Source organism: Pseudomonas sp. C 49-2, assembly GCF_003970195.1.
GTDB classification, from domain to species: Bacteria; Pseudomonadota; Gammaproteobacteria; order Pseudomonadales; family Pseudomonadaceae; genus Aquipseudomonas; species Aquipseudomonas canadensis.
This window is the reverse complement of the sequence record NZ_RXYG01000004.1, coordinates 124,649-150,679: the sequence shown is the minus strand read 5'-3', so window position 1 is coordinate 150,679 and position 26,031 is coordinate 124,649. Positions and strand designations below refer to the sequence as shown.

The 26,031-nt window shown below is 57.8% G+C and carries 25 protein-coding genes and 1 pseudogene; 17 read left to right on the top strand and 9 right to left on the bottom strand.

Features of this window, described 5'->3' with window-relative positions:
• Window positions 1-58 precede the first annotated feature (58 nt).
• The 3 genes from EJ576_RS09630 to EJ576_RS09620 all read left to right on the top strand — a co-directional run bounded on the left by EJ576_RS09630 (window position 59) and on the right by EJ576_RS09620 (window position 3,563).
• Window positions 59-1,435: an aspartate aminotransferase family protein gene (locus tag EJ576_RS09630; RefSeq protein WP_126570224.1), complete on the top strand. Its 1,377-nt coding sequence runs from the start codon at window positions 59-61 to the stop codon at window positions 1,433-1,435.
• Window positions 1,436-1,462: 27 nt separating this feature from the next.
• Complete coding sequence (locus EJ576_RS09625) at window positions 1,463-2,917, top strand: aldehyde dehydrogenase (RefSeq protein WP_126570223.1); 1,455 nt, start codon at window positions 1,463-1,465, stop codon at window positions 2,915-2,917.
• Between the two features lie 82 nt (window positions 2,918-2,999).
• Window positions 3,000-3,563 carry a cytochrome b gene (locus EJ576_RS09620; RefSeq protein ID WP_126570222.1) on the top strand — a complete coding sequence of 188 codons (564 nt, stop codon included), beginning with the start codon at window positions 3,000-3,002 and terminating at the stop codon, window positions 3,561-3,563.
• 64 nt (window positions 3,564-3,627) lie between these two features.
• On the opposite strand, the gene EJ576_RS09615 is transcribed toward EJ576_RS09620, so the two are convergent.
• A complete protein-coding gene (locus tag EJ576_RS09615) occupies window positions 3,628-4,965 on the bottom strand; it encodes a hypothetical protein (RefSeq protein WP_126570221.1) in 1,338 nt (445 codons plus the stop codon).
• 238 nt (window positions 4,966-5,203) lie between these two features.
• Between EJ576_RS09615 and EJ576_RS09610 the strand changes: the two genes are divergently transcribed.
• From EJ576_RS09610 to EJ576_RS09550, 13 genes are all read left to right on the top strand, one after another.
• Window positions 5,204-5,596, top strand: coding sequence for a DUF6152 family protein (locus EJ576_RS09610; RefSeq protein WP_126570220.1), 393 nt, complete (start codon window positions 5,204-5,206; stop codon window positions 5,594-5,596).
• 64 nt (window positions 5,597-5,660) lie between these two features.
• Complete coding sequence (locus EJ576_RS09605; RefSeq protein ID WP_126570219.1) at window positions 5,661-6,431, top strand: hypothetical protein; 771 nt, start codon at window positions 5,661-5,663, stop codon at window positions 6,429-6,431.
• A gap of 34 nt (window positions 6,432-6,465) precedes the next feature.
• Window positions 6,466-7,950 carry an alpha/beta hydrolase domain-containing protein gene (locus EJ576_RS09600; protein WP_126570218.1) on the top strand — a complete coding sequence of 495 codons (1,485 nt, stop codon included), beginning with the start codon at window positions 6,466-6,468 and terminating at the stop codon, window positions 7,948-7,950.
• Between the two features lie 21 nt (window positions 7,951-7,971).
• Window positions 7,972-8,451: a DUF6644 family protein gene (locus EJ576_RS09595; RefSeq protein ID WP_126570217.1), complete on the top strand. Its 480-nt coding sequence runs from the start codon at window positions 7,972-7,974 to the stop codon at window positions 8,449-8,451.
• Between the two features lie 32 nt (window positions 8,452-8,483).
• Entirely contained in the window at window positions 8,484-8,972 is a 489-nt protein-coding gene (locus EJ576_RS09590) for a DUF6644 family protein (RefSeq protein WP_126570216.1), read from the top strand.
• Window positions 8,972-9,673: a DUF6162 family protein gene (locus EJ576_RS09585; RefSeq protein ID WP_126570215.1), complete on the top strand. Its 702-nt coding sequence runs from the start codon at window positions 8,972-8,974 to the stop codon at window positions 9,671-9,673. The genes EJ576_RS09590 and EJ576_RS09585 overlap by 1 nt, the downstream gene beginning before the upstream one ends.
• Window positions 9,670-10,602: a metal ABC transporter solute-binding protein, Zn/Mn family gene (locus EJ576_RS09580; RefSeq protein ID WP_126570214.1), complete on the top strand. Its 933-nt coding sequence runs from the start codon at window positions 9,670-9,672 to the stop codon at window positions 10,600-10,602. The genes EJ576_RS09585 and EJ576_RS09580 overlap by 4 nt, the downstream gene beginning before the upstream one ends.
• Window positions 10,599-11,306 (top strand): metal ABC transporter ATP-binding protein, encoded by a 708-nt coding sequence (locus tag EJ576_RS09575; protein ID WP_126570213.1) that lies wholly within the window; start codon window positions 10,599-10,601, stop codon window positions 11,304-11,306. The genes EJ576_RS09580 and EJ576_RS09575 overlap by 4 nt, the downstream gene beginning before the upstream one ends.
• Window positions 11,303-12,208 carry a metal ABC transporter permease gene (locus tag EJ576_RS09570; protein WP_126570212.1) on the top strand — a complete coding sequence of 302 codons (906 nt, stop codon included), beginning with the start codon at window positions 11,303-11,305 and terminating at the stop codon, window positions 12,206-12,208. The genes EJ576_RS09575 and EJ576_RS09570 overlap by 4 nt, the downstream gene beginning before the upstream one ends.
• The gene (locus EJ576_RS09565) at window positions 12,205-13,200 is read left to right on the top strand and encodes a metal ABC transporter substrate-binding protein (RefSeq protein ID WP_256656593.1); all 996 of its coding nucleotides are present in this window, start codon (window positions 12,205-12,207) and stop codon (window positions 13,198-13,200) included. The genes EJ576_RS09570 and EJ576_RS09565 overlap by 4 nt, the downstream gene beginning before the upstream one ends.
• A 29-nt stretch (window positions 13,201-13,229) precedes the next feature.
• Window positions 13,230-13,553, top strand: a complete 324-nt coding sequence (locus EJ576_RS09560; RefSeq protein WP_126570211.1) for a hypothetical protein — start codon at window positions 13,230-13,232, stop codon at window positions 13,551-13,553.
• A gap of 8 nt (window positions 13,554-13,561) precedes the next feature.
• Window positions 13,562-14,386, top strand: coding sequence for a DUF4198 domain-containing protein (locus EJ576_RS09555; protein ID WP_126570210.1), 825 nt, complete (start codon window positions 13,562-13,564; stop codon window positions 14,384-14,386).
• Between the two features lie 138 nt (window positions 14,387-14,524).
• Window positions 14,525-15,829, top strand: a complete 1,305-nt coding sequence (locus EJ576_RS09550) for a hypothetical protein (RefSeq protein WP_126570209.1) — start codon at window positions 14,525-14,527, stop codon at window positions 15,827-15,829.
• 99 nt (window positions 15,830-15,928) lie between these two features.
• Here EJ576_RS09550 and EJ576_RS09545 read toward each other — a convergent pair whose 3' ends face one another.
• Both EJ576_RS09545 and EJ576_RS09540 read right to left on the bottom strand, forming a co-directional pair.
• The gene (locus EJ576_RS09545) at window positions 15,929-16,561 is read right to left on the bottom strand and encodes a nitroreductase family protein (protein ID WP_126570208.1); all 633 of its coding nucleotides are present in this window, start codon (window positions 16,559-16,561) and stop codon (window positions 15,929-15,931) included.
• 62 nt (window positions 16,562-16,623) lie between these two features.
• Window positions 16,624-17,604, bottom strand: coding sequence for a sterol desaturase family protein (locus tag EJ576_RS09540; protein WP_126570207.1), 981 nt, complete (start codon window positions 17,602-17,604; stop codon window positions 16,624-16,626).
• Window positions 17,605-18,939: 1,335 nt separating this feature from the next.
• Between EJ576_RS09540 and EJ576_RS09535 the strand changes: the two genes are divergently transcribed.
• Entirely contained in the window at window positions 18,940-19,923 is a 984-nt protein-coding gene (locus EJ576_RS09535) for an LLM class oxidoreductase (protein ID WP_078047889.1), read from the top strand.
• Between the two features lie 38 nt (window positions 19,924-19,961).
• Here the strand turns inward: EJ576_RS09535 and EJ576_RS29970 are convergent.
• From EJ576_RS29970 to EJ576_RS09505, 6 genes and pseudogenes are all read right to left on the bottom strand, one after another.
• Window positions 19,962-20,144, bottom strand: a pseudogene (locus EJ576_RS29970) (potassium transporter); the annotation flags it as partial.
• Between the two features lie 194 nt (window positions 20,145-20,338).
• Window positions 20,339-20,641 (bottom strand): putative quinol monooxygenase, encoded by a 303-nt coding sequence (locus EJ576_RS09525; RefSeq protein ID WP_023047152.1) that lies wholly within the window; start codon window positions 20,639-20,641, stop codon window positions 20,339-20,341.
• A gap of 228 nt (window positions 20,642-20,869) precedes the next feature.
• The gene (locus EJ576_RS09520) at window positions 20,870-21,970 is read right to left on the bottom strand and encodes a low temperature requirement protein A (RefSeq protein WP_115487450.1); all 1,101 of its coding nucleotides are present in this window, start codon (window positions 21,968-21,970) and stop codon (window positions 20,870-20,872) included.
• Window positions 21,971-22,067: 97 nt separating this feature from the next.
• A complete protein-coding gene (locus EJ576_RS09515; protein WP_046036280.1) occupies window positions 22,068-22,607 on the bottom strand; it encodes a DsbA family protein in 540 nt (179 codons plus the stop codon).
• 11 nt (window positions 22,608-22,618) lie between these two features.
• A complete protein-coding gene (locus EJ576_RS09510) occupies window positions 22,619-23,161 on the bottom strand; it encodes a redoxin domain-containing protein (protein ID WP_046036279.1) in 543 nt (180 codons plus the stop codon).
• Window positions 23,162-23,674: 513 nt separating this feature from the next.
• On the bottom strand, window positions 23,675-25,915 hold the full coding sequence (locus tag EJ576_RS09505) for a bifunctional diguanylate cyclase/phosphodiesterase (RefSeq protein WP_126570206.1): 2,241 nt from the start codon (window positions 25,913-25,915) through the stop codon (window positions 23,675-23,677).
• Between the last annotated feature and the right edge of the window lie 116 nt (window positions 25,916-26,031).

Below are 26,031 nucleotides of genomic sequence, written 5' to 3'. Positions count from 1 at the left end.
CTGGAACCGGCGCCGGAGATGATCGGCACACTTAAATAGACATTCCAGAGAGACCGTCATGAGTGAAACCAAACTTCAATCCCTGCACTTCGCGGATGCCCCGCGGATTATCTCCGGCGAACTGCCCGGCCCCAAAACCCGCGAAGCCCTGGCGCTGTCGGCGAGTACCGAGTCGATGGCACGCGGCGGCGGACGCATGCCGATCGCCATGGACCGCGCCTTCGGTGCGACCTTCAAAGACCCGGACGGCAACACTTACATCGACCTGTCCGCCGGCGTCGGTGTCAGCAGCGTAGGCCGCTGCCACCCCAAAGTGGTGCAGGCGATTCGCGAACAGTCCGAAGTGCTGATGCACGCCTTGGAAATCAACAGCACCCGGCGTACCGAGCTGGCTGCCAAGTTGTCCGAAATCGCGCCCGAGGGGTTGCGTGGCGACTGCATCACCTTCTTCACGCAAAGCGGCAGTGATGCCCTGGAAGCCGCGATCAAGTTCGCCAAGCGCATCACCGGGCGGCACCAGATCATCGCCTTCCACGGCGGCTACCACGGTGTGTGGAACGCTTCGGGCTCGCTGACCACCGGCACGGCCTACCGCAAGGGCTTTGGCGCGCAGATGGGCGGCGTGATTCACGCGCCCTACCCTTACGCCTACCGCTTCCCCTTCGACACCACCCACAAAAGCGCCGAGCAGATCGCCGGCGAGTACATCGATTACCTGTTGAACACCCCGTACACGGCCGCCGATGACGTGGCGGCCGTGATTGTGGAACCGGTACAGGGCGAAGGCGGCTACGTGCCGCCGTCGCCGGAATTCCTGCAATTGCTGCGCAAGGCCTGCGACCGCAGCGGCACACTGCTGATCGTCGATGAAGTGCAGTCCGGCGCGGGGCGCACCGGCAAAATGTGGGCGGTCGAACACTCCGGCGTGAAGCCCGACATGCTCACCTTCGGCAAGGGCATCGGCAGCGACCTGCCCATGGCCGGCCTGATCATGCGCTCGGACCTGGCAGCGAAAATCCCCGACGGTTCCATGCCTAACACCTTCGCCGCCAACTCGTTGTCGGCTGCGGTGGCACTGACCAACATCAGCATCCTCCAGGACCCTGAACTCGACCTGCTCAACCGTGCCCACACCCTGGGGCTGGAAGCTCAGGCGCATATTCGCGGCTTCAACAGCCCGTTAGTCGGTGAAGTGCGCGGGCGCGGCCTGATGATCGGTATCGAACTGATCGAAGACCCGATCACCAAGGCACCCCTGCCGGGCGAAAAGATCGGCCAACTGATGGGCTATCTGCTCAACCACGGCGTGCTGATGATTCCCTGTGGCCGCTACAGCAACGTGATGCGCGTAATGCCCTCGCTGACGATCTCGCGTGAGCTGTTCTTCAAGGCACTGGACATCTTCGGCGACGCCCTGGCTTCCCTCAAAGCATGATCTTGCCCATTACTCAAGGACCGCAAAATGACTGAGCACTTGAATCATTTCATCGAAGGTGCGTCCTGCGAAGCCTTCGACCGTCGGCGCATCGACCTGGTCAACCCCGTGACTGAACAGGTGTATGGCAGCTCCGCACGCGGCACACGCGAAGACGTGGACCGTGCCGTGGGGGCTGCACGCCGGCAACTCGACGGCGGCGAGTGGAGCCAACTCGACGGCGCCCAACGTGGCCGACTGCTGTCGAAACTGGCCGATCTGGTGGAGCGCGACACCGAACGGCTGGCCGATCTCGACGCCAACGCCATCGGTCGCTCCCCCATCGAGCCGCGCCGGATGGACCTGCCCAACGCGATTGCCAACCTGCGCGCCGCCGCTGGCTGGGCCAACCAGCTTGAAGGTCGCACCATTCCCACCGGTGGCTACTTCGGCACCAAAACCCTGTCGTACACGGTACGCGAGCCCGTCGGCGTGGTGGGTGCCATCGTGCCCTGGAACTCACCGCTGATGATCACGGTGTGGAAGCTCGCCGCGTTGCTGGCGGCTGGCTGTACCGTGGTGGTCAAGCCATCGGAAGAAACCCCGCAGTCAGCCTTGCAACTGGCGCTGCTGGCGCAGGAAGCGGGTTTCCCGGACGGCGTGATCAACGTGGTCACCGGCTACGGCAACGAAGTCGGTCGCGCCCTGTGCGAACACCCGGATATCGCCAAGATCAGTTTCACCGGCAGCCCCGAGGCGGGGCGCGAAATCCAGCGCACCGCCGGTGTGTTGTTCAAGCGCGTGGCCTTGGAATTGGGCGGCAAGAGCCCGCAGATTGTGTTCGACGATGCCTCCTTCGAGGACGCCCTGCGCGGCTGTACGCTCGGTCTGTTCGCCAACCAGGGTCAGGTGTGTGCGGCCGGTTCGCGAATTTTGGTGCAGCGCAGCCTCGCCGAACGTTTCGGCGCCGCACTGGCCGAGGCCGCCCAGGCGGTGACCGTGGGCGATCCTCGCGAGCCCGGCGTACAGATGGGCCCAGTGGCCAAGAAGGCGCAGTTCGATCGCGTCAACCGCTACATCCAACTCGGCATCGACCAAGGCGCAACGCTGTTGGCGGGCGGCGTCTCGGCCCCTAAGAAAGGCTGGTTCGTGCGTCCGACGATCTTCGCCAACGCCCGCAATGACATGGAAATCGCCCGGGACGAGATCTTCGGCCCCGTTGGCACGCTGATCACGTTCGACAGCGAAGACGAAGCGATCGCCATGGCCAACGACAGCAGCTACGGCCTCGCGGCCACGGTCTGGACCAGCGACCTGGTCAGAGCGCACCGTGTCGCGGCAGCGGTGAAAGCCGGCGCCGTGGGTATCAACTGCTGGAGCCCATTGGACGCCAACCTGCCCTGGGGCGGCGTCAAGACCAGCGGTATCGGGCGTGAAGGTGGGTTCAGCGGTGCACTGGCCTACACCGAGGAGAAAGTCATCACCGTGCTGCTGCCGTCCTGAGTGCAGCGCCTACCCTGACCGAGCCACCCTCCAACGTTGAGGGTGGCCATTCAACCGTGCATCGCTCCGTGGAGAGCCTGATATGAACCCAATAGATCAACCGACAATCGATCGGTACCCGACCTCCCTGCGCGTGTTGCACTGGGTGCGTGCCGTGCTCGTCCTGGGCCTGCTGTGGGTCGGCTGGCACATGACCGGGATGAATGATGAAGTGGCGAGCAAATACGAGCTCTATTACCCGTGGCACAAGTCCTTCGGGGTGTTGACGTTCCTGGTGGTCCTGACTCAGCTCGCCGTGCGTTTTCGCACCCCCAAGCTGCCGCAGCCGCTGGAAACCCTGGCGGGGTATGAACGGTTCCTGTCACGCCTGACCCAGCGCGTGATGTACGTGCTGCTGGTGATCGTGCCGTTGATGGGCTACTCCATGTCGAGCACCTACACGATGAGCGACGGGGTGTTCTTTTTCGGGGTTAACCTGCCGGAACTGTTGCCAAAGAATGACGATTGGTTTGCGGTGTTCCAATGGCTGCACAAAGTCCTCGCCTATACGTTGCTGGTCCTGATCGTGCTGCATGTGGCGGGTGCCCTCAAGCATCGCTTCTACGACCGCGACCCGCGCAACGACGTGTTGCGCCGCATGCTCTGAATGGATGAGGCGTTGACGCAAAACGTCAACGCCTGCGAGACCTGCAACAGCCTTTAATGACGACTCAGAACGTCGCCCACACAATGAACTGCATGTACGCGTTGGTCGACGAGCTGCCGCTCTGCCCGCCACCGTTGCCAAACCATTTCTCGGGCTTATAGAGGCCGATCAAGGGCGAAAGCGTGACGTTATCCGTGACCATCCAATCCAGGAACAGATCCACCTCCCGCGCCGCGAAATCCCGCTCATTGCGACGGGACAGTTGGTGGTAGTCGAAGGCCATCGCGTTCAGGGTCAATTTCTCGGTTGGCCGGACTGAAAGCAGCACGTCGTTGATCTGCATATTCGAGGTCACCGAACCGGCGTAGTTGGCTGCGATTTCACCCTGGTAGCGTTTGCGAAAGCCGCCCTGGAACAGGAAATCCCAGCCTTCGGAATAGCGCGAGTAGCGATAGCTGACCGTCGGCTGCCATTGCACATCGGCGAAGGTGTAGCCGGCGTCGAAGAACATTGCCCGCTGTGAGCCGGAACGTTTTTCCTGGCGAGCCACCTCGAATGCGAAGTCGGCGTTTTCAATCCCCGCGTTGCCCTGCCCACGAATGCTGTAGACGTTCATGCCCTTGCGTTCAAGCCGATCCGCGAAGGCATATTTCTCATCCACATCCAGGCCGTGAATGTAGGTCGAACCGATCGAGCCAATGGGTGTGGTGTAATCGAGAGTGCCTACCGCCAGTTCGGTCTTGGACTGGCCGGGGTTCTCGGACTTCAGCCATATCAGGCTGCCGTGCAGCCCCTCCTTGCCGCCCAGTTTCAGCACCGCCGTGTTGCCAAACGCCAAGCGCTGCCCAAGGTAGAAGGTCCCCCCTCGGTTGAACCGACCATCGCGCACGCCCTCGATGGGACTGAATGCGTTCCCTGGGTTGAAGCCATCGTCGGTGATTAGGAAACCGTCCACCGTGACCAGTTGGCGCCCAAACGAGAAATCTACGCCGTCCTGGCCCAGGGCAGGCAGCAGGTCGCCGGACCTCCAGCCCAGGAAAGCGTCTTCCACCGCGGTTCTGCGCTCATTGCCCGCCGTGATCGCCCCCGGATCACCGTCGCCCCATGTGCCGCTGCTGAGCACGCTGAAGCCGCCGTATATGGCGCCAGCGGTGATCTTGTCGGTGGTGCCGTTGAGGTCATATTTGGCGTAGCCCTCCTGCCAGCGCATGCTGCCGGGTTGTTTCTGCGGATCGCCGACGTAGTTGCGGGTACTGCCGAACCAGCCAAACCCGGCGCCCAGGTCGGCGTTCAAAACGGTTGCACCGTCGTCTTCGCTGTAAACCGTATAGGCGTGCGCCTGTGAGCCGACTGCACAGAGTGCAACCAGCGACAGTAATGGCGCGTAGGGGGGAATGCGCATGACGTCTCTCCTGTTTTTATAGTTGTGAGGCGAGACACAAGTGTTCCGGCATGGGTCGCCAGCGCGGTAACCCAAATCAGCATCTGCACGGGCCTGCTCGTCGATCCGTCGTTGCGCGATACCTCATCCGCGCCGAAACGCCTGAACACCTTCAATGGTTGCCGTTTTGGGCTAAGGCCTGTGAACGCGAGCGCCCTATGCTGGGCCCATAAGAACCATAAAAACCGAGGCACCCGTCATGACCCCTTTGTCACCCTTCCCGCTGTTACGTCAGGGGCTTTGCCTTCTGACCCTCATCGCCTGCAGTGCCTTAGCGCCTGTGGCCAGTGCCCACCATTCATTTGCGCTGTTCGACCAGACCCAGACCCTCACGATCAAGGGTGTGGTCGAGCGCTTCGCCTGGACCAACCCGCACATCACGATCTACGTCGACGTTCCCGGCCCGCCGGCCCAGCGCTTCAAGATCGAGACCGGCAGCGTCAACGCGCTGCAGCGCACAGGCTGGACTGCCGACTCGGTCAAGGCCGGCGAAAACGTTGAGGTTTCCTATAAACCGTTGAAAAACGGTGAGCCAGGCGGGCTGCTGGTGGAGATCAAGATGGGTGACGTGGTGCTCTCGGGCGGCGGCTAAACGCAGCCACTCCCGAATGCGACAACAACAGAACTGGGCAAACCAGCAACGCGGAGACTTTTCAATGAAACCAGCACGCACCTCCAACGCCGCCATGATCGTCCTGGGCGTGGTCCTTGCGACCTTCGCCGGGATAAGCAGCGCCGCGACAGCCTCGCAAAAGCACAGCGCGGCCACCCGGCCAGACATCAGCGGCACCTGGGAAAGAACCCCGGACGACTGGTTCGGCGAGAACCCGGACGACCCGGTGCACCCCGGCGGTCCGATGGACCTCAAGGCGCCCTACGACACCGAGTACGCCGAGCTCAAGAAGAAAGAAGCGGTGGCCAACGCAGCTGGTACGCCGATCGCCACCTCCAGTTCAAAGTGCCTGCCCGAGGGCATGCCGACGATGATGGCGGCGCTCTTCCCGATCCAGATCGTTCGCGATGACAAGCAAGTGATCATCCTCGGCGAATATCTCCAGCAAGTGCGGCGGATTCTCTTGAACCAGGCCATGCCGCCCAAAGACAAGCTCGACCCGCTGTACCAAGGCCATTCGCGCGGCCACTGGGAAGGCGACACGCTGGTGGTCGAGACCCAGCGCGTGCGAACCGACGTGCGTTTCTACGACGTGCCCCACGGGCCGGCCATGAAGATCACCGAACGCATTCGGCTGCGCGGCCCGGATCACCTGGAAAACCAGGTCCTGATCGAAGACCCGCAAGTCCTCAATACCCCATATCGCTTTACGTTTGAGTACAAGCGCTCCAACTACGCCATCCAAGAGTACGTGTGCGAGAACAACCAGATCGTGATCGACAGCGAGGGCAAGGCATCTCTGAGCCTTGAGTGAAGACGCCCATCCATCCCCTGCTGGAGCTTTACGAATGAAACGCCTGACCCCCCTCAGCGTCGTGCTGTGGCTGTGCATCGCGGCGAACACGTTCGCCGAGGTGCCGCGCATGCCCACGGCGATCCCCGTGCCGCCTTCCGACAAGGCGCCGCTGTCGTCGGCGACACGCCCGGGCACCGAATACAGCGACCTCAACCACTACGGCTACATCGAACAAGAGTACTACCTGCAAGGCGTCGCCCCCGCCATCACTGCCGCCGGCGAAACCCTGTTGGAAGCGCCTTACACCACGCGCATTCTGGTGCGCAAACCGGCAGACCCGGCACGCTTCAACGGCACGGTAGTGATCGAGCCGTTCAGTTGGTTCGGCGAGCGCGGCGCAGGCTGGATCCTGACCCGCGACTATCTACTGCGGCGCGGCTACGCGTACGTCGGGTACACGCTCAATGTGAACAAGCCAGCGGTGGACCCTAAGTTCATCTCCGACACCCCAGTGGCCGAAGCCGAACAGATCGCCCAGTACGGACCGATCGTGAACTTCGAGTTCATGCGCCGCTTTGACTTTGCCCGCTATGCGCCACTGGGCACCTACTACGACCCTGCCCACTTCACGCGTGGCGACGCGCCCGATCCGTTTGCGCCCCAGTCCCAGGGCATCGGCGCGCAACTGGCATTGCTGCTCAAAACCAACGGTGCCCAGAGCCCGCTGGCGGGCCTGGATGTGCAGCGCGTCTACGTGAATAGCTGGGCCGTTACCGCGCAAGTCTGGATGGACTATCTCGACCAGGGCCGTCACCAGCAATGGCGCATGCCCGACGAAACGCCAGTGATCGACGCCTATATGACCGGCCGCATGGCCTACGGAGAAGTGGGCGGCGACGTGATCCGCGTGCCACGCCAGATGCCTGAAGGCGTGCCGTTCGTGACCGTCTTCAGCCAGTCCGAACTGATGCACGACGTGATCGAAGGTATTCCCCTGCCCGCGGACACCGACACTCCGCAACTGCGCTACTACGAAGTGACCGGCATGCCCCATCTGCGCCTGGCCGACCTTGGCACGGAGCACACCGAGAAGCTTGCTGCCGACGTCGGCAAGGGCGACGACCCGCGCTGCCGAACGCTGTATGACGAACCGGTTGAATTGGTGGTCTCGGCGCTGGTGGATGGCATGGACCAGTGGGTGCGCGACGGCAAACCGATGCCGAGCGCCCCCCGTGTGTTGCGCGACGGCAACGCCGCTGCCCGTGCGCCCGCCACCGGCAACCTGCAAGGCGGCGTGCGTCCGCCGTGGATCCAGGTGCCCAGCGCCAGCTACCTCACCGATCAAGAGACCGGCTGCGGACTGATCTACGACACCAAGGTGCCTTATTCGAAGGAAGTGCTCGGCCAGCGCTATGGAAATTTCAGCCGCTATGCACAGAAGTTCGAAGACGCCAAAGCCGTATCGATCCAGCAAGGATACTTGCTGCCGGAGGATGCGGCGGGCCTGCATCCGATCGCAACCCCTGAAGATTTCTAACCCATTGCGGGAGAAAAACCGATGTCATCGTCACTCATTATTGCCTGGATCTACGCGTCGCCCTTAAGCACTGCCATCCGCGACATCCTATGGGTCATCCCCACGGTGCAAAGCATTCATATCATCGCCATCACCGTGCTCTTCGGCTCGGCGCTGATTTCCGATCTGCGACTGGCGGGCATGTTCGCCAGCGATGAGCCCCTGCGGGGCATCGTACGCCGTTATTACCCGTGGATGCGCAATGCACTGATCGTGCTGTTGTGCACCGGGTTACTGATGATCATCGCCGAGCCAGATCGGGTACTCGTCAACTCGACGTTCTGGCTGAAGATGGTTTTGGTGGTGACCGCGTTCAGCGTGACCTGGCTGCTGCGTCGCCCGCTGCTGCGCTCTGCCGGCACTGACGAGGCGTCGGGCTACGTCAAGGCCTTTGCGTGGCTGTCGATCGGTTTGTGGTGCGTCGTGATCATCTGCGGCCGCTGGATCGCCTACACGATCTAAGCGTTTTCAACCTAAGTTCTCAGGTATTCGCCATGAATATTCAAGCTCTGCTGCAAGCCGTCCAGGACACGCCGGTCGCGACGTTCATTCGCGAGTCAGGCTCGGCGTTCCCGATGTTGGAGTCGGTGCACGTGATCGGCATCGCCATCGTCTACGGAACCATCGCGGTGGTCGACCTGCGTCTGCTGGGCGTGACCGCCCACCGGCGCGGCGCGCTGAAGCTGATCCAGGACTTGCTGCCGTACACCTGGGTCGCGTTCGTGACCTGTGTGATCACCGGCCTGCTGATGTTCTGCGCCAATGGCACGACCTATGTGCAGAACACCGCGTTTCTTTTCAAAATGGGCCTGTTGATGCTGGCCGGGATCAACATGGCCGTGTTCCATCTCGGGGCCTTTCGCCGAATTGCCGAATGGGACACGACGCTGCCGCCTCCCCGGCAGGCGCGTGTGGCCGGCTTCAGTTCGTTGCTGCTGTGGGCGGGCGTAGTCTTCCTGGGCCGCTGGATCGCGTTCCTCTGATGGCGCGCTCAACCGCTGCAATCACGCGGGTGCGGCCACGCTCCAGTGGATGGGAGTCGCTGGCGTTGGTGCTGGCCACGCTGAGCGTCATCGCCGGCGTGGCCGGCTATGTGCTGCTGCGCCCCGAAAGAGTTGGCCCGCCTACCCCGTTGAGTTGGCAGGTGCGCTCCTTCGATGGCTTGGGTGCGGTCGATCAAGCCATCCACAGCGCATTGCTACCGGCCGGTGAGGAAATCATCTGGACCAACAACGATACCGGCGGCTGGGTCACCCTGGAGCGGGCGCAGAAGCTGTTGCTGCCGCCCTTCTACCGGGATGCCTTCTGGAAAACCAATGGCGAGGTGCATTGGCAATTGATCCTGCCGGGCTCCCACCTAGCGCATAAGGGGAGCGATGACGATGCCACTGCGGCGGACCAGCCCATCAACGCCGTGTCCCAGGCCACCCTGGGCCAGGGTGCAACGGTGTACTACGGCTCCGGCGGCCATGCACCAGGCCAGAGCGCCTACCTGCTGATTATCGGTCACGCCCATGCGGGGGTGATGTGGGCCAACCAAGCGACGATTTGGGTCCACCGTGACCCGAACGCGCCCTACCCCGCCATTGTCAAGCCCGAATCCCTGGTCGGCGAGGGTTGGTGCCAAGTCATACCGTACGACGGCGCCACTGAAATCGAACGCGTAAAAGGAACCCAGCCATGACTGTTTCGACGAAACACCGCGCCTTGTGGCGCCGCTGCATCGCGCTGCTGGTGTTGATACCCGCCATCGCGCTTGCCGGCCCGGCCTTAGCCTCGGCAAAGAAACTCAGGGTCGGTATCACTCTGCATCCCTACTACAGCTTCGTCGCCAATATCGTCGGTGATCAGGCCGAGGTTATTGCGCTGATCCCGGCAGAGGCTAACCCGCACAACTACCAACCGCAGCCCGATGACATTACTCGCGCGATGAATATCGATGTGCTGGTGGTCAACGGCATCGGCCACGATGAATGGGCCTTCCAGATCATCAAGGCCGCCGGCCGCACGCAAACGCTGCCGATTATCCAGGCGAATGCCACGGTGGCGCTGATCCCCATCGGTGGCGACCAGGAAGGGGTCAAGGTGGTCAACCCGCACACCTTCGTCTCCACCACGGCGGCGATACAGCAGGTGTTCGAGATCGCTCGCAGGCTCGGAGAGCTGGACCCGGACAACGCGGCTGCGTATCGAAAAAATGCCCTCGCATATGCAGGCCGTATCCGCGAGCTGCGTGCAGCATTCATGACGCGTTTCGCCGCATTGGACCTGTCGCCGTTCCGTTGCGCGACGACCCATGCCGGCTACGACTACATGATGCAGGAGTTCGGCCTGTTCGTAAGCGCCGTGATCGAGCCGCGCCACGGCGTCGCGCCGACGGCACGTCAATTGGCCAACACCATCGAGGCGATCAAGAAGGCCAACGTCAAAGTGCTGTTTGCCGAGAAAAACTTCTCCCTCGACCTGGCCAAACCCATCGAAGCTGCCACCAGCGTGAAGGTGTTCGCCCTGTCCCATATCACCGGGAATACCTACAGCGCGGAGGAGTTCGAGGTGGCGATGCGCGAAAACCTCGAAACCCTGGCGCAAGCCGTTGAGTACACCCAGCAATGAATGCGCTGAAGGAGGAATACGCGATGCGCGGCCCCGCCATTGTGTTCGACAACGTCTCCCTGCGACTGGGAGGTACGCAGGTGCTCGACCAGGTGAACATGCGCATCGAAGCCGGCGCCTTGCATTGCCTGGTAGGCCCCAACGGCGGCGGCAAGACCTCACTGGTGCGTGCGCTGCTGGGGCAGATGCCACATACGGGAGCGATTCGCTTCGAGGGTGAGTTCACCACGCCCATGGGCTATGTCCCGCAACTGCCGGACTTCGACCGCAACGTGCCGATGACGGTCAACGATCTCATGGCCCTGCTGGGTCAACGCCGGCCTGCCTTCTTCGGCGCAAGCCGCGCCGCCAGGGCGGCCAACGCCCAGGCCCTGGCGCGTACCGGCATGGCGGGAATGGGGAAAAAGCCGTTTGGCAGCCTGTCCGGCGGTCAGCGTCAGCGCGTGCTGCTGGCCCAGGCCATTAGCCCGATGCCGTGGCTGCTGATCCTCGATGAACCGACCGCCGGGATCGACGAGGCCGGTGTGCGCCTGGTGGAGGCGCTGGTGACCGAACTGAACGGCCGTGGGGTGACCATCCTGTGGATCAACCACGACCTTGAGCAGGTCAAGCGTATCGCGCAGTCCGTGACCGTTATCAACCAACGGGTGCTGTTTCACGGCCCCGCCGATCAGATCGACAGCCGACTGGAGGCCATTCGATGAATGCCTTTTACGATTTCATCCGCGACCACCTACAGGCGCTCGCCGAGAGTCACGTGTTGCCGCAACCGTTCGAATATGAGTTCGTGATCAATGCACTGATGTGCTCGGTGCTGATCGGACCACTGCTGGGCGTACTGGGTTCGATGGTGATGATCAAGCGGATGGCGTTCTTCAGCCAGTCCGTGGGCAATGCGGCGATGACCGGCGTGGCCATTGGCGTGCTGATCGGCGAGTCTTACACCTCGCCCTACTTTTCGATGTTCGGTTTTTGCCTGCTGTTCGCACTGACCCTCAAGTACACGCAACACCGCACCACCCTGGCGAATGACACGCTGATCGGCGTGTTCCTCTCGATCTCGCTGGCGGTGGGTGCTTCATTGCTGCTGTTCGTGTCGGCAAAAATCAACACGCACGTGATGGAAGGTGTGCTGTTCGGCTCGATCCTGGCCGTCGACCACACCGACATGAACGTACTGCTGGGCGTAACGGTGATTTGCGCGTTGATCGGTCTGCCGCTGTACAACGGCATGTTGCTCTCCAGCCTCAACCCGAGCCTGGCCCATGCACGCGGCGTGAAGGTGCGCAGCGTCGAGTACCTGTTCGTGGTGCTGGTCACCCTGGTCACGGTCGCCTGCCTGAAGATCATCGGCGCGGTGTTGGTGGAGGCTTTGTTGCTGATACCGGCAGCCGCCGCCCGCAACATCAGCCACTCACTGCCAGGCCTGGTCACCTGGGCCGTAGTGATTGCGACCTTTTCCTGTGTGGTCGGCATTCTGGCACCGATGCAGTTCCATATTCCCGTCCCCACGGGCGGCGCCATCGTGATCGTCGCAGCCTTGGTGTTTGCGTTCACCAGCATCATTCGAGGCACCGCGCCGCAGTTCAAAGGGGCCAGCGTATGACACGGTTCAACTTATCCATTCGTCCTTGGCTGGCACTGCTGGCATTGCTGCTGGGCGGCGCTCCGTCGGCGTTTGCGCAGGTCGACCAGCAACAGGTGCTGGTCGCCCTGCCGGCGCTGTATGCGCTCACCTCGGCACTCGGCGAAGGCACGCACATCGAGGTCGTGCGTGTACCGATAGACGCCGCCGTGCCCATGGAAAGCCAGGCCAACGCGCTGCCACGCCTGCCGCCGGCGGTGTTCCAGAAGGCCGCCGCCGTGGTCACCCTGAGCAGCCTATGGCGTGCAGATCCACTGTATGCGACGGCTCGACGCCACAACGTGCGCACCGTCGAAATCGATGCGTCGCACTCATGGGACAGCTTCAAGCCCGGCGTGGCCGTGACCCGCGTGCCCTCCAACGATGTGCCCTGGGCGGGTGCCCGCAATGGCGAGGGCGGCCTGTCGCCATATGCCTGGCTTGGCCCGGTCAACGCCATGCGCATGTCGGCGTTGATTGCAGCTGACCTGGCACGCCTGTCCCCGACCGACGCGCCTCGTATCGAGCGCAACCTCGTCGCACTCGACGGCCGCTTGCGCCAGCTGAAGGCCGACTACGGTGCTCGGCTGTTGAAGGTGCCGGACCTGCGCGTGCTGTCGCTGGCCAGCGAGCCGGTCTACCTGTTCGGCGAGTTCGGCGTGTATGTGGACGGTTGGTTCGTGCGCCAGGACATTGACTGGACTGACGCCGACCGCGCCGCCCTGACCGACTACCTGCGTGAGCGCGAGATCCGTGTAGTGGTCCACAAGTGGACGCCTGACGCCAGGATTGCCCAGGCCATCAAGGACGGTGGCGCACGTCTGCTGATCCTGGATATCGGCAACCCGGGCATGCTCGCCGACGCAGCCAATGGGTATGAGGCACTGCTGAATTCCAACCTAGATGCCTTGCTGGCGGCCTTTGCACCGGACGGCGCCCCTGCGCCTGCCGTTCAAGCCGCAGCCCCCCAGTGATCAATTTGGACCATGGAGACTGAAACCTTATGAAATCGCGAAATCTGGTCCACCCGATCCTGCTGGCAGGTGCACTCCTGTTCGGCAAGGCCGCCTTGGCCCACGGCCCCGTTTTCGATTGCTATATCGATCACGATGACTGGGTGAAGTGTGAAGCGGGCTACACCGACGGCAGTTCCGCCACGGGTCGAAAAATCCATGTCCAGGACACCAGCAACAAGCTATTGCTCGAAGGCACTGTCGATAAAGACAACAGCTACACGTTCCAGGCTCCCGCCGGCCCGTACTCCGTTGAGTTTCTCGGCGGTGACAACCATGGCGCCACGATCCAGTCCTCCGACATTACACAGTGAAATAGCCCATGCTGATCAAACGAAGACTGCTTCAAGCCCTTGCCGCCGCGACTTTCAGTTGCATGACCGGCGCCGCGCAAGCTCACTTCCAGATGCTCTACCTCGACGAAACAGCGCTGCAACGTGCGGCCGATCTGGAGTTAGCGATCGTGTTCACGCACCCGTTCCCCGGCGGGCCGACCATGGACATGGGCGAACCCCGCGCCTTCAGCCTTGTCAGCGCCCATGGTGGAGAAAAAACCGATCTGCGCCGCTACCTGAAACCGGTGCAGTGGCACGGTCGCGACAAACAGTCGACCGCCTATCGCGCGTCGATTCCACGGGCGTTGGTGCGCTCACTGGGCGACCATATTTTCGTACTCGAACCTGAGCCGTACCTGGAAAAAGAGGAAGACGTCTACATTCAACAGTTCACCAAGCTCGTCGTCAACGTGGGCGGCGTCCCCGGTAACTGGTCAGAACCCCAGGGGTTGGCGGTTGAGATCCAGCCCCTCAACAAGCCGTATGCAAACTGGACCGGCGGCGTGTTCCGCGCCGTTGTGCTGGCCGACGGCAAGCCAGTGCCCTTCGCCGAGATCGAAATCGAATACCTCAACCATTCGGTCGATATCAAAAACAACGCCTTCGGCCAGCAGGACTACGTCACAGCCCCCCAAGCCTCGTTCAAATCCCTGAGCACCTATTCGGATGCCCAAGGCGTCGTCACGATCGGCCTGCCCCGTGCCGGCTGGTGGGGTATTGCAGCGCTGAACATTGGTGCGACCAAAACCTATAAAGGCAAACCCCTTTCCCAGGACGCGGTGCTGTGGGTGCAAGTCAGGGATATGAAATAACCTGATCGCCAAAGCCATGATGACCAAGGGCTGCAGAGTATTGGTGTGAGGCCCACCTGGTTAAGGTGGGCCTATGCTTATGGAGCGCCAGATCATTCGCCGTGTCGTCAGTGGCGACGGGCGCCGTGAGGATGTGAAATGGATAAGTCACAAGAAGTTGAAGAGGACAATAGACTGGCGGCGCACGCTCAAAGAATTTTAAAGAGTGGTGCGCTCGGTAAATCGCGGCAAATCATTCGTCTTTTCGAGTTTCTGCTCGAGCGATCACTGACGGCGACCCCAACAAAGGAGGTCGAGATTGCACTCGTTGTGTTTGGTCGACCCACCACCGTGGATCTCGCGGCCGATGCTACGGTTCGAGTGCATATTCATCGGCTGAGAAAAAAACTGGAGGCTGCGCCCGTCGATGAGCATGGTGAACGTCTTGTCCTGCCGCGTGGCGAATACCGTCTGGTCGTCGCTCCTCCCGATGAGCAAGACAAATACTCCAACTCTGCGCGCCGACGTTTGCTTGGTCGGCAGTATGTTGCCGGCGCGGCGCTTTTTCTTGCCTTCAACGCAATTTCCTGGTTCTGGCTGACCGCTAAATCACCCAATGACTCGCGTATCGAGAGCATTCTCTGGAGTGGTATGACGAAGAATTCAGCTACGGTATTGATAGTTTCCGGTGATTTTTACGTATTCGGTGAACGGGGCGCTGACGGTTCCATTCTTCGCATGGTCGCTGATTACACGATTGCTTCCAGCGAGGATCTCAGTAAGTACAAGCAGCAGTCGCCTGGGGCCGGCCAGAGGTATGTCGATATGAATGCCCATCACTTGCCGAGTGGGCTCTCATCGGCCCTGGTTTCGGTGACGCCAATCGTGGCCGCAACGAGGTCCGGCAACTCAAGCTTGGTCAAGGATGTGACAACATCACGCTTCACCAATGAGATGCTAAGCGATCACGATATTGTCTATGTCGGTTTACTCGACACCCTAGGCGATCTGCATGAACCGTTCTTCGACCTTTCCGGTTTTTCGCTTTCGGCCAGCGGCGATACCCTTGTGGATCGAGCGAGCGGCGATCAATTTCAATCTGATTGGGCCGAGCCAACCACTGAAAGAATCATGCGCCGTGATTATGCATACCTTGCCAGCTTCCCGGGACCGGCAGGAAATCACATCGTCGTCGTTGCCGGCATTATGGATCCTGCCCTGATAGAGGCAGCGAAGATCGCATCGAACAGTGCTGAACTGAGTCGTTTGAAGGCCCAGCTAGGTGATAGCGAGGCCTTCGAAGCGTTGTACGAGGTGCGTACTTTTGGTCCGTCGAATCTATCGGCAGAGTTACTGATCGCACGCCAGCTCGACGTCAGTCAGATGTGGCGTACGAGAGAGGCGCGTTCTCGCGGCGGCAAAGCCATTCCAAGCCACCGCGAGTCAGACAAGCTAGCTGATTAGACGCTAAGCTCCAGGCTCTTTTCCTTAAATGTCCATATCTCGCAGAGAGCTGCCTGCCCTCACGGTTAACTCGTCCTAAAAGCGAACAGAGAGTAGACCCTAGGCAATCTCCACGAACATAGTGTCCTTGTCGCGCCGGACTTTTTCGAGTTTTACCAGCCAATCGCTTTCTGTATCCCGGTACCCCAGGGCCAGAAGAACCGAACTGCTCAACCCCTGTTCGGGCAGCTTCAGAAGCGCGTCAACCGCGCTGTTGTCGAACCCTTCCATGGGCGTGGCATCCACGCCAAGTTCAGCAGCCGCCAGCAGCGCAAATCCCAACGCGATGTAGCATTGTTTGGAGGCGTGAAAATACTGCTGCTCCTTGCTCATGCTGCCTAAAGAGTCGAGCAACGATAGCCGGTAATCATCGGTGACACTGGCAGGCAGATTACGTATCTCGTTGCTGTATTCGAAAAAATCGTTAACCCGCTCAGAGGTATATTCATCCCAGGCTGCAAAAATCAATAAATGGGACGATTGAGTAATCTGCTGTTGGTTGGCGCAGATCGGCTGCAACTGCACCTTCAACTCAGGGTTAGTGATGATTAACACCTTGAAAGGTTGCATGCCTGAGCTGCTGGGGGCGAGCCGTATAGCTTCCAGGATCGGGTCGATCTTCTCTTGCTCCACCTTGTCGCCGTTGTAGCTTTTGGTTGCATAGCGCCAATGGAGTTTGTCTTTCAATGCCATGGTGATCACCTTTAATGGAAATTGAGGTCTTGCCTTTTAGATTACCCAGCGCTCCGCACCCATCATGGATTCGGGCTCTCTCCTTCCTTCAAGTGACGCCAGAGGGTCTTGAAAGGGTCGATATAGAACCCCTTCAGGGTCTTGTGTGGGTTGTTGGCTCCATATTCTTCGTCGTTGCATCCCCAACGCCAGGTTTCACCCTTCTGGGGCAGGTACAGTGTTCCGAACATCCAATCCCAGAGTGTCAGGATGACAGCGTTATTCTTGTCCCAGTGATGGGGCTCCATACTATGGTGCAGGTTGTGCATTACCGGAGCCAAAATGATCCTGTTCAGCCATCCATAGGAGATTGGCATATGGACGTGAGAAAAAACATCTATAACAAAGAAGGCGATATAGGCCGTTGTGGTGACTGCAGCCACCATGCCCGGATGAATTTGGCTTCCCGTTGCATAAAGTACAACCCCGGTAAAGGCCCCACCACAAATCGCCGGAATGATATTCAGGCCAAAGAACTCGATTGGGTGCTGTCGAAAGAGCGTCCAGGGCGTGAGCGTTTCGGCGGTATGGTGAGGCTTGTGAAGATGCCAAAACAGTGCATTGGTATGGCACCAACGGTGTACCCAATACCCCACGAAGTCGACACTCAGGAAATAGACCAGAAACTGAACTGTGACCATTAGCCAAGTCGCCGTGATCATGGAGTCCCGGGCGCCGAATTCAGCGTTCAAATAAGCGCCTACGTTGTCAGCGATAGCGATGCCATTAATGGCGATGACACCGACAAGAGGAAAACCCAACATAAGCAGGATAATACCGTTCCACCTATCAACGCGCGATGAGGCGTGGTCGTATTGTTCCCTGGGAAAGGCTGCATTGATTAGAGAGCGAATGGTCAGGGGACCTTGCCACTTTCGCGATAAGATGAACATCACCGCAATGACTGTTACGAAAAGAGGAAGCCCAAAGGCCCATAAGCTCATTATTTCAAGTGTCGGTTCATAGAATGCGACAATTGATTCCCAGATGTTTTGCATTGTCATCGTGAATTCCTCGCCATTTATTGTTTTGTTATTGTTATGAGGCCATGGATAGCCTCGCGTTTTCTTTACTCTCCGTGAAAGCCCGGTCAGATGGATTGTTTCTAACTGGCTGTATGGATATTGCCTATGGCTTACTGCCTTTAGGAAGTTGGGTAACGGTTAATTAACGGTATGCGAAAGGTTATTTTCAAAAAAAAACCGTAAAAATATCATTTAAATCATAGGGATATTTTCAGAGCTCATTCTGGTGGAGTTGCTTTCCCGGCGTCAGGCCTGACGGCTGCCCGAGCTCCCCTCAGGTGCCTTCGGTTTATCCTGGGCGCGCTCGCTTCTCGCTTGCCTCGTTGAGCGGCACATGTAAAACGAGATTCGGTTTCGAGGAGGGTGTAAAGGATTCTATCCTATCCGACGTCATTCCGAGCGTCTTTTAGGATGTTGCTGCAGTTCGGCGGTTCTGGAAGTCCACTGTGAAACATAGTTTACCCTCCAACTATGAAGCCTCTTAAGTGAGGCTTTACAGAAAGTAGCATCCAAACACAAATTGCACCAAAACAGTTCAAATCAGATTTTGCAGAATTTTGATCATGCCAGCTAGGAAGTTCGGTGCAGGGATATTTTCCGTGTATCTGGCGAGGATGCTTGCCCGTTCAAATGATACTGATTGGCGGTGGCATCAGCACTACGTACATTAGCGCATTCAACTTTAGCGAGATAGAACACGACAGAGCCATGGGCATTTTATAGATATGAATAACTATAAATCTTATGAACTATAAATATATGAAAATTGATCGCCGTTCGCGATCACTTGCACACCCGGTGCGAATGGGGGCATAACTGGGGGCAAAATTCGATTTTTTCAGGCTGTAACTACCGCCCTAGAGCCCAGTCAAAATGTTTTTTGGAAGCTCTGTCAACATGGAGCAGTTATGACTGACAGCTCTCGGCCAATAGCGGCCGTTCTGGAATGGCAGGAAACGACCGATAACTGCCTTCGATACGCGACTTTCGCCCGTCAGCGGCTCGATTGTAAGAATATGGCGGAGAGCTGCAAAACCGCCTACGCTTATAGAATGATTCCTCGAACGCCTTGCCCATCTGGTGGTATAGAGCCGAGAGATCTGACTTCCTTTGACCGTCCGCTTAACACCTACCCGGACCAACCCGCGCCTATCGCCAGCAACTGCCCCCTGAGTCCGGTCCACACAACCAGCAGTACGGCGCAACGGGTAAAAGCCAGACCCAGTACCCCCACCTGCCGTTCAAAAGCGACCGATGCCGCAGCACCTCTGGAAACGGGGGCGCTGTTCACGTTCTGTCATGAGGTCAATCCGTATGTATCGGCCGAGCACGATTCCTTACCAGCAGCATCGAGGGTTCAGCCGAACCTTCACTCAGGGGCATTTGAGCCTTGGATTATTCTTTCCCATGGAGGCGTTCGACGGGGACACTCCGAGCATGCTCAACCAGGTCACACTGGCTAAAAAAGCCGAGGCGCTGGGCTTCTGCGCGCTCTGGTTTCGCGACGTGCCGCTTCGCGACCCTGGCTTCGGCGATGTCGGCCAAGTCTTCGACCCCTGGGTTTACCTGGGTTATATGGCCGCCCATACCTCGGAGATTGCACTTGGCACCGCCTCCATCGCCATCCCGCTGCACCATCCCCTGCACACGGCCAAGGCGTCAGCCAGCGTCGATCAGTTGAGCACTGGTCGCTTGATTCTGGGGGTTGCTTCGGGAGATCGGCCAGTGGAGTTTTCGGCGTTTGGCGTCGATCCCGAAAGGCGTGGAGAGATCTTTCGAGAACACTACGAAGTGATTCGCCGCGCCCACAGCACCAGTTTTGAGCCCATCCACTGGAGCACTGGTGAAATGCAAGGCGCAGACCTGATTCCGAAACCTACCACCCAATTCATTCCAATGCTCGTGACCGGCAACAGTCGCCAGTCACTGGATTGGATCGCGCGTGAGAGCAACGGATGGATCAACTATCCACGCATTCCGAACATGCAGCGGCTGGTCGTGGAAGATTGGCGACTGGAGGTCACGAAACAATGTGGCTCTGTGTATAAGCCCTTTACTCAGTCGCTGTACATCGATCTCGATGAGAATCCGTCAACGCCACCCACACGTATCCATTTGGGGTTCAGACTTGGACGTTACCATCTACGATTTTTGCTGGAGTCGCTTGAGGAAATCGGCGTGGACCACGTCATTCTCAATCTCAAATACGGCAAGCGCCCTGCGGTGGAAGTTATTGAGGAATTGGGTACGCACATCGTTGCGCAGTTCGGAGTGCAGCCGCGTCAGGCAGCTCATTGAACATCGGTCACTGCTACGCCGACGAATGCTCACTTGACGAAACCATAAGGTGTCACGGCGCGGATGACCTCCGGTTCTATATCAATGATGGAGATCTTCGCGGCATGAGCGACCGGTGCCGGGCAAACAATCTACCCTACCCAGCCTAAACCCGTGATGAGCACATTGCCTTGCAGATTCTGTGCGGCCTCCACGCCGTCCATGGACACGATTTGCGCGCGTATCCTTTCACTTCTACCGAGCGCGCAAGCATGGCATGAATCCTGGACACGGCACTTTAGCCATGACATTTATCTTCAATACAAGTGTTTTAATTGATCACCGCCCGGGACAGCAGCAGGCCCAGGCGATCCTGATTTTCATACAAGACATCGTGAGCCTCCCCGAACTGAATGGAACTTCCTGTTGGATTTGCTTAACCGGGCAGCTTGGCCGCAAGGACGTCAACCTTCTCGATTGATGGCGGTTCGGCAAACAGCTCGGCAGCGTTTGCCATAAGCGCCGCCGCGACCTTGCCCGAAAGATGAGCCTGCCGGCCCGCTTCATCCGGGAATGCGTCAAAGATGCCAAAGGTGGACGGCCCCAAGCGGATTCCAAACCAGGCTGTAGTGGCTGGCTCCTCCTCCACTAACGGAAGGCCGCCCAAAAGAAAGCTTTCTACATCCTTTTCTTTCCCGGGTTTTGCTTCCAGGCGAACGAACAACGCTACTTTGACCATTATGTGGCTCCTGTTGTTACGATGCGGCTGGCGCTATCAGATCGCGACAGCTAAGAGGGGTATCCGAGACTCTTAACTATGGTCGACGATACCAGGATTACAAACCCAAATAGACCAAGGGTAGCGGCGAGTAGCGCACGAGCAGTGAGAACGACGTAGTGGGCAGCATGTAACCGCAAGTCAGCCACTTGCTCACTTGGTCCCACCCTCTGGTCTGATAATAATGATTCAACGATATCTGAAATTTAGAAAAACATAAGAGATCATGGTTGCTGTCAGGCCGACCAATATGTACTCGATGCGGGGTAAAAATACGACTAACCCGCCCAAAGAAAACACTATCAACGTGTTTTGTAGTATGTATTTCCTTATTCTACTCACGGCTATGAAATAGCCATATTGCTTACCTAGGAAAAACAAGGCCATGCCGGTGATCGACATAATCTGAAAATCGCGTATCGCAATGTCGTTCAGGATCGCATGCCTGATCAAATTTGCCAGAAGTGCCAGCCCCATAAAAAGAAAAAGGTGCGAGTAGATTAAGGCGTGCCCACTCATACTGCTTTGATGTTTGTTCAATAAGTAAAAACTATCAAAATAGATCCACCAGATACTGCAAATCATGATAAATCCGGTGATGGCCGCCATCACATTATAATAACCCCATTGAATGTTAGACAGGCCTCCGGAAAGGCTAATAATTGACTCCCCCAATAAGATTAGTGTGAGTAGGCCTATGCGCTCAACCAAGTGTTCCGTGTGCGCTGGCAACGGTTTTAGTTTAGTCCAGAAAAATACAGGAAACAGAATATCAAGAACAATCCCAATATAAGCAACAAGGTAACGCAAGGGCGGGTCAAAAATAACGGATGAAAGACTAATAACTGCGCTAACTAATAGGGCAAAACCAAGCCTTGAGGAAAGTTCGCCGCGAGAATCGAGTTTACTAATGGATGAAATGTACATAACACTGATGATCGCTCGTATACCAAAATAGCAGGCAATAATAAGCGGGTAGTTCACTTCCAGGTCTTCCCCAATCCGTGCCGATAGCACAATGAGCAGGAGCATTATGAATAATGTTGCCAAACGGTGAAGATTACTGTCTGTATCGAACCTGTTAGAGTAAATCGTGTGACTGGACCAGATCCACCACAACGGTACAAAAAGCAGTAAGAATGTCCATAATTGCTTATGTTCAAAGTGGCCGTCATGAACATGTCCGAGAGTGTGCGTAACCTGGCCTATCGTAACAACGAAAGTCAGGTCAAAAAACAACTCCAACCATGTGGCGTGTCGATTTTCTTCATAATACTTCAAAGATTTCATTAGTTGCCGGCTCCGTATCCACCTCTTTAATGTAAAGGAAGCTAACGTTGGTTTTTCCTCGGCTCCGATGTGGGTGATGCCAAGCAGATTTGGCTCTCTAGCGATTTCGTCCACGCACTAACAAAAGCTCAATCATCTGACTCATCCCGATGAACTCTGGAACTCCGTCATAGCGAAGCCCGTCAATGTAAAACGCTGGGGTGCCATTCACGCCGCTGCGTACACCGCCATTGAAATCGGCTTGTATTTTGGGAATGTAAGTATCCTCTTGCATTGCAAGATCGAATTCCTCCTTGGGAAGGCCGTGTTTGAGAACGATGGCGCGATACAGCGGCAGGCCCAATCGTTCCTGATTTTCGTACAATTCGTCGTGGGCCTCCCAGAAGAATCCTCGACTCCCGGCATACTCAGCGGTGACCGCTGCACCCAATGCATGGGGGTGAGCGGTGGTCAGAGGGAAGTTACGGAACACAAACAGCAAGTCATCGCGAAAATGCTGTTGCAGATTCTTGACCATCCAATAAGCTTCACCGCAATAGGGACATTCATAGTCGCCAAATTCCACCAAGGTGACCTTGGCATGCGCACTTCCCTGGCGATGGTCGTTGGCACTTACCGGGACTTTGAGAGTGGCCATGTAATCACCTGTTAATTTTTGGTTGGCGTGCTTTGTGGCGAATTCACCAGAGCATCCAGCGCATCCAGAATGCCGTCCGCCCCAGGGTTGATTGCCATTGGTGAGACGTAGCTCCAGGCGACCACCCCCTCCTTGTCAATCACGAACAGTGCCCTCTTACAAACTCCGAGCTGGGACTCGTACGCTCCATACTGTCGTGCCACCGCCCCTTTGGGCTCGAAATCGGCCAGCAGGCTGAAGTGGAAATTTCGATCTTTGGCAAAGGCCTGATGACACCAGGCGCTGTCAACCGAGATACCCAATAGCACCGCACCATATTCTCTGAAGGTGGGTGACAACTGGTTGTACAAGGTCAGTTGGTCACCACACACCGAAGTCCAGTCAGCGGGATAAAACGCCAGTATCACGGGATTTCCCTTTAGCTCACGCAGCGACAACTGTTGATCAGGGGTTGCGTGAAGAGTGAAGTCGGGCGCGACAGTGCCGGCCGGCAGCGGACCCTGAACCAGGTCGCCATTGGTTTTTTGTGCATCATCTAACTCTGAAGTATTCATTGCTTGAACCTTGATAGATGGGTGGTTGGGACGTGCTCAGTGGGATACGACGTGCCCGGCGGGATAACTCCATCCACCATCAAGGGGAAAAAAAAAGACAACGCTGCCTAGATCTCAGCCTGAGCCTGAGTAATTTCGGCAGCGAAACGTTTACGTTCCGCATCAAGGAACACAAGAAGATCCGCCGTGTAATCGCGGAATTGGATTAGGCCAGGTTGGCAGGGGAATGGTCGGATTCGCTCTGGCTCACCAATGACTATAGTCGTTGATGACGCTTACCGTAGTAACTGAACGAATTTTCGGTACCCTCCAGTGCCAACAACAGTCACGCGCTTAATGCGTCCACGGCCAGGCGTGTTGAGCAGAGCTTGGGTCTAAAGCGCTCAGTTTCCCAAACGCTTCTGGACCCGGCAAAAGATCTGAAGCGCTCAACAGGAACGCTCCAGGACCGAAGTGGCAACTGAAGTGTGGTTCAGGGCAACCGGACTCGTTCGAATCTGAAGATTCGCCTTTTCAAACTTCGGAATAGACAAGATCGGGCGTCAGGGACCGGGACGCGCGAAGGCTTAGGAAGGCTTCGAGGTCAGCATAGGGCATCGGTTTAGCAAAGTAATACCCCTGAAAAACATCGCAGCGACCGCCCTTGAGAAAGTCCACTTGAGACTTGGTTTCCACACCTTCGGCGACCACCGTCAGGCTGAGGTGATGGGCCATCGAAATAATGCCTTGGGTGATCGCGGCATCGTGATGGTCGGTAGCGATATCCCGGATGAAAGAACGGTCAATCTTGATTTTGTCGATGGGTAAGCGCTTGAGGTAGCTGAGGCTGGAATAACCGGTGCCGAAATCATCGAGCGCAATGCGTACACCTAGAGCCTTGAGCTGGTGCAACGTGTCGATCGCCTGCTCAACGTTATGCAACAGGAGCGACTCGGTAATCTCCAGTTCCAACTGCCCGGCGCTAAGTTCGTACCTGTTTAGCACTGCCTGTATACACTCGACGAACTGCCCACGCTGGAAATGCATCGGCGAAATATTCACGGCCATCGAGATGCCTGTGATGCCCTGCTCGCCCAGTTGACGCAACTGCGCGCAGGCCGTATCGAGTACCCAAAGGCTCAGCGGGATGATCTGACCACTGTCTTCAGCCACTGTTACAAACACCGCTGGTGAGATAAATCCCTTTTCCGGATGCTCCCAGCGCAGCAAGGCTTCGATCCCGACCACCTGCCCCGTGCGTGCGTCTATCTGCGGTTGATAATGCAGCTGGAAGGATTGAGTTTCGATAGCCTTTTGCAAGTCATTGCGCAGGCTCGCGTGCTCGCAAAAACGTTGATTGAGGTCGCTGGTGTACCACTGAAAGTTGTTGCGCCCTTCCTGCTTGGCTTTGTACATGGCCATGTCCGCCTGCTGAATCAGTTGCATCGGCTGCTCGATGTAACCATCGCTCAGGGTGATGCCGACGCTTGCACTCACATGCAGGTCAATACCCTGGATGCAGTAGGGTCTGGCAATGCTCGCCATCAGGCGCTCGGCTACGGGTACAACGTCCTCGTCACGCAGCAGGTCAGGCAGGAGCACAATGAATTCGTCACCGCCCATGCGCACGATGGTGTCACCGGGACGAACTTGCTGGGTCATACGTTGCGCCACTTCGATCAGCACCTGATCGCCAAAGAAATGCCCGATCGAATCGTTGATGGATTTGAATCCATCCAGATCAATGCACATCACCGCGAGCCGCCGATTACGCCGACGACTGATGTGGCAATCCAGAACCAGTCGCTCTTCAAGCGAAACACGGTTAAGCAAACCGGTAAGCCGGTCATGGCTGGCGTTGAAGCTCAATTCGCGTTCGAAATGTTTCTGCGCGCTGATATCCCGGGCAATGCCGAATACTCCGACGATTTCTCCGTTGACCATGATGGGCAGGTTGGAGATATCCATGGTCAACAGTTGCTCACTTTCGTCGCGAAGCTGTGCCTCGAAGCGCTGAGGCGCTCCGGCACGGGCTGCGCAAAAATGCTGACTAACCCGTTGCAGATCCTCATCGAGAACCAGATGGGAAAAGTGATGACCAATGAAATTGACGGCCGTGTGCGGTTTCAGCTTCAGGCCTGCAGGATTGACGCTCTGGATGTTGCCGGCCAGATCGAGGGCGAACACCGGGTTGGGGTTATAGGTGAACAATGAACGAAAACGTTGTTCGCTCTCCTCCAATCGCCGACCGTCACGCTCATGACGGATCGCAATGACGGCCAGTTGCGCGGCAAAAACCAGTTGTTGAATCTGCGCCTCGTCCGGCGCATGGATGCTCTTTTGGTACAGGGCAAATGTCCCCAACACCGTTCCTTGATGGGAGAGCAAGGGGACAGACCAGCAGGAATGCAGGTTATGCCCCAGCGCCAAGCTGCGGAAACGGTCCCAGTTCGGGTCCCGGGCGATGTCTTCAGTGACCACAAGCTCGCGCCGGAACGCCGCGGTGCCGCAGGTCCCTTCCTGCGGACCAATGGCCATGCCATCTATCGCCTCGCTGTACTCGGTCGGCAGGCCGGGTGCCGCGCCGTTAAGCAAGTGTTTGCCCTCGGCATCCGCCAGCAAGATAGAGCAGTAGGTTTCGGGAGTCTGTGTGTCGAGCATCTGGCAGATGGCGCAGAGTACATCGCCCAGATGCTGATCGGTCGCAATCATGCCGAGAATGTCACGTTGCGATTGGTGGAAGGTCTTGCTCTGAAAACTTGGACGAGGATTCATGGTGATTCCTGAAGACTCTCGATTCGTCCGGTCTTCAGAGAGCCAGAAACAGTAGCGGGCCGATCACTGTCCACTTGTGCGTCGGATATACAGTCTATAGAGCGTCGCCCCGTTAA

What these genes read in the sequence shown, in the direction of transcription:
- EJ576_RS09630 (WP_126570224.1), top strand. Translation starts at nt 59, where the DNA reads ATGAGTGAAACCAAACTTCAATCCCTGCACTTCGCGGATGCCCCGCGG.
- EJ576_RS09625 (WP_126570223.1), top strand. Translation starts at nt 1,463, where the DNA reads ATGACTGAGCACTTGAATCATTTCATCGAAGGTGCGTCCTGCGAAGCC.
- EJ576_RS09620 (WP_126570222.1), top strand. Translation starts at nt 3,000, where the DNA reads ATGAACCCAATAGATCAACCGACAATCGATCGGTACCCGACCTCCCTG.
- EJ576_RS09615 (WP_126570221.1), bottom strand. Translation starts at nt 4,965, where the DNA reads ATGCGCATTCCCCCCTACGCGCCATTACTGTCGCTGGTTGCACTCTGT.
- EJ576_RS09610 (WP_126570220.1), top strand. Translation starts at nt 5,204, where the DNA reads ATGACCCCTTTGTCACCCTTCCCGCTGTTACGTCAGGGGCTTTGCCTT.
- EJ576_RS09605 (WP_126570219.1), top strand. Translation starts at nt 5,661, where the DNA reads ATGAAACCAGCACGCACCTCCAACGCCGCCATGATCGTCCTGGGCGTG.
- EJ576_RS09600 (WP_126570218.1), top strand. Translation starts at nt 6,466, where the DNA reads ATGAAACGCCTGACCCCCCTCAGCGTCGTGCTGTGGCTGTGCATCGCG.
- EJ576_RS09595 (WP_126570217.1), top strand. Translation starts at nt 7,972, where the DNA reads ATGTCATCGTCACTCATTATTGCCTGGATCTACGCGTCGCCCTTAAGC.
- EJ576_RS09590 (WP_126570216.1), top strand. Translation starts at nt 8,484, where the DNA reads ATGAATATTCAAGCTCTGCTGCAAGCCGTCCAGGACACGCCGGTCGCG.
- EJ576_RS09585 (WP_126570215.1), top strand. Translation starts at nt 8,972, where the DNA reads ATGGCGCGCTCAACCGCTGCAATCACGCGGGTGCGGCCACGCTCCAGT.
- EJ576_RS09580 (WP_126570214.1), top strand. Translation starts at nt 9,670, where the DNA reads ATGACTGTTTCGACGAAACACCGCGCCTTGTGGCGCCGCTGCATCGCG.
- EJ576_RS09575 (WP_126570213.1), top strand. Translation starts at nt 10,599, where the DNA reads ATGAATGCGCTGAAGGAGGAATACGCGATGCGCGGCCCCGCCATTGTG.
- EJ576_RS09570 (WP_126570212.1), top strand. Translation starts at nt 11,303, where the DNA reads ATGAATGCCTTTTACGATTTCATCCGCGACCACCTACAGGCGCTCGCC.
- EJ576_RS09565 (WP_256656593.1), top strand. Translation starts at nt 12,205, where the DNA reads ATGACACGGTTCAACTTATCCATTCGTCCTTGGCTGGCACTGCTGGCA.
- EJ576_RS09560 (WP_126570211.1), top strand. Translation starts at nt 13,230, where the DNA reads ATGAAATCGCGAAATCTGGTCCACCCGATCCTGCTGGCAGGTGCACTC.
- EJ576_RS09555 (WP_126570210.1), top strand. Translation starts at nt 13,562, where the DNA reads ATGCTGATCAAACGAAGACTGCTTCAAGCCCTTGCCGCCGCGACTTTC.
- EJ576_RS09550 (WP_126570209.1), top strand. Translation starts at nt 14,525, where the DNA reads ATGGATAAGTCACAAGAAGTTGAAGAGGACAATAGACTGGCGGCGCAC.
- EJ576_RS09545 (WP_126570208.1), bottom strand. Translation starts at nt 16,561, where the DNA reads ATGGCATTGAAAGACAAACTCCATTGGCGCTATGCAACCAAAAGCTAC.
- EJ576_RS09540 (WP_126570207.1), bottom strand. Translation starts at nt 17,604, where the DNA reads ATGACAATGCAAAACATCTGGGAATCAATTGTCGCATTCTATGAACCG.
- EJ576_RS09535 (WP_078047889.1), top strand. Translation starts at nt 18,940, where the DNA reads ATGTATCGGCCGAGCACGATTCCTTACCAGCAGCATCGAGGGTTCAGC.
- EJ576_RS09525 (WP_023047152.1), bottom strand. Translation starts at nt 20,641, where the DNA reads ATGGTCAAAGTAGCGTTGTTCGTTCGCCTGGAAGCAAAACCCGGGAAA.
- EJ576_RS09520 (WP_115487450.1), bottom strand. Translation starts at nt 21,970, where the DNA reads ATGAAATCTTTGAAGTATTATGAAGAAAATCGACACGCCACATGGTTG.
- EJ576_RS09515 (WP_046036280.1), bottom strand. Translation starts at nt 22,607, where the DNA reads ATGGCCACTCTCAAAGTCCCGGTAAGTGCCAACGACCATCGCCAGGGA.
- EJ576_RS09510 (WP_046036279.1), bottom strand. Translation starts at nt 23,161, where the DNA reads ATGAATACTTCAGAGTTAGATGATGCACAAAAAACCAATGGCGACCTG.
- EJ576_RS09505 (WP_126570206.1), bottom strand. Translation starts at nt 25,915, where the DNA reads ATGAATCCTCGTCCAAGTTTTCAGAGCAAGACCTTCCACCAATCGCAA.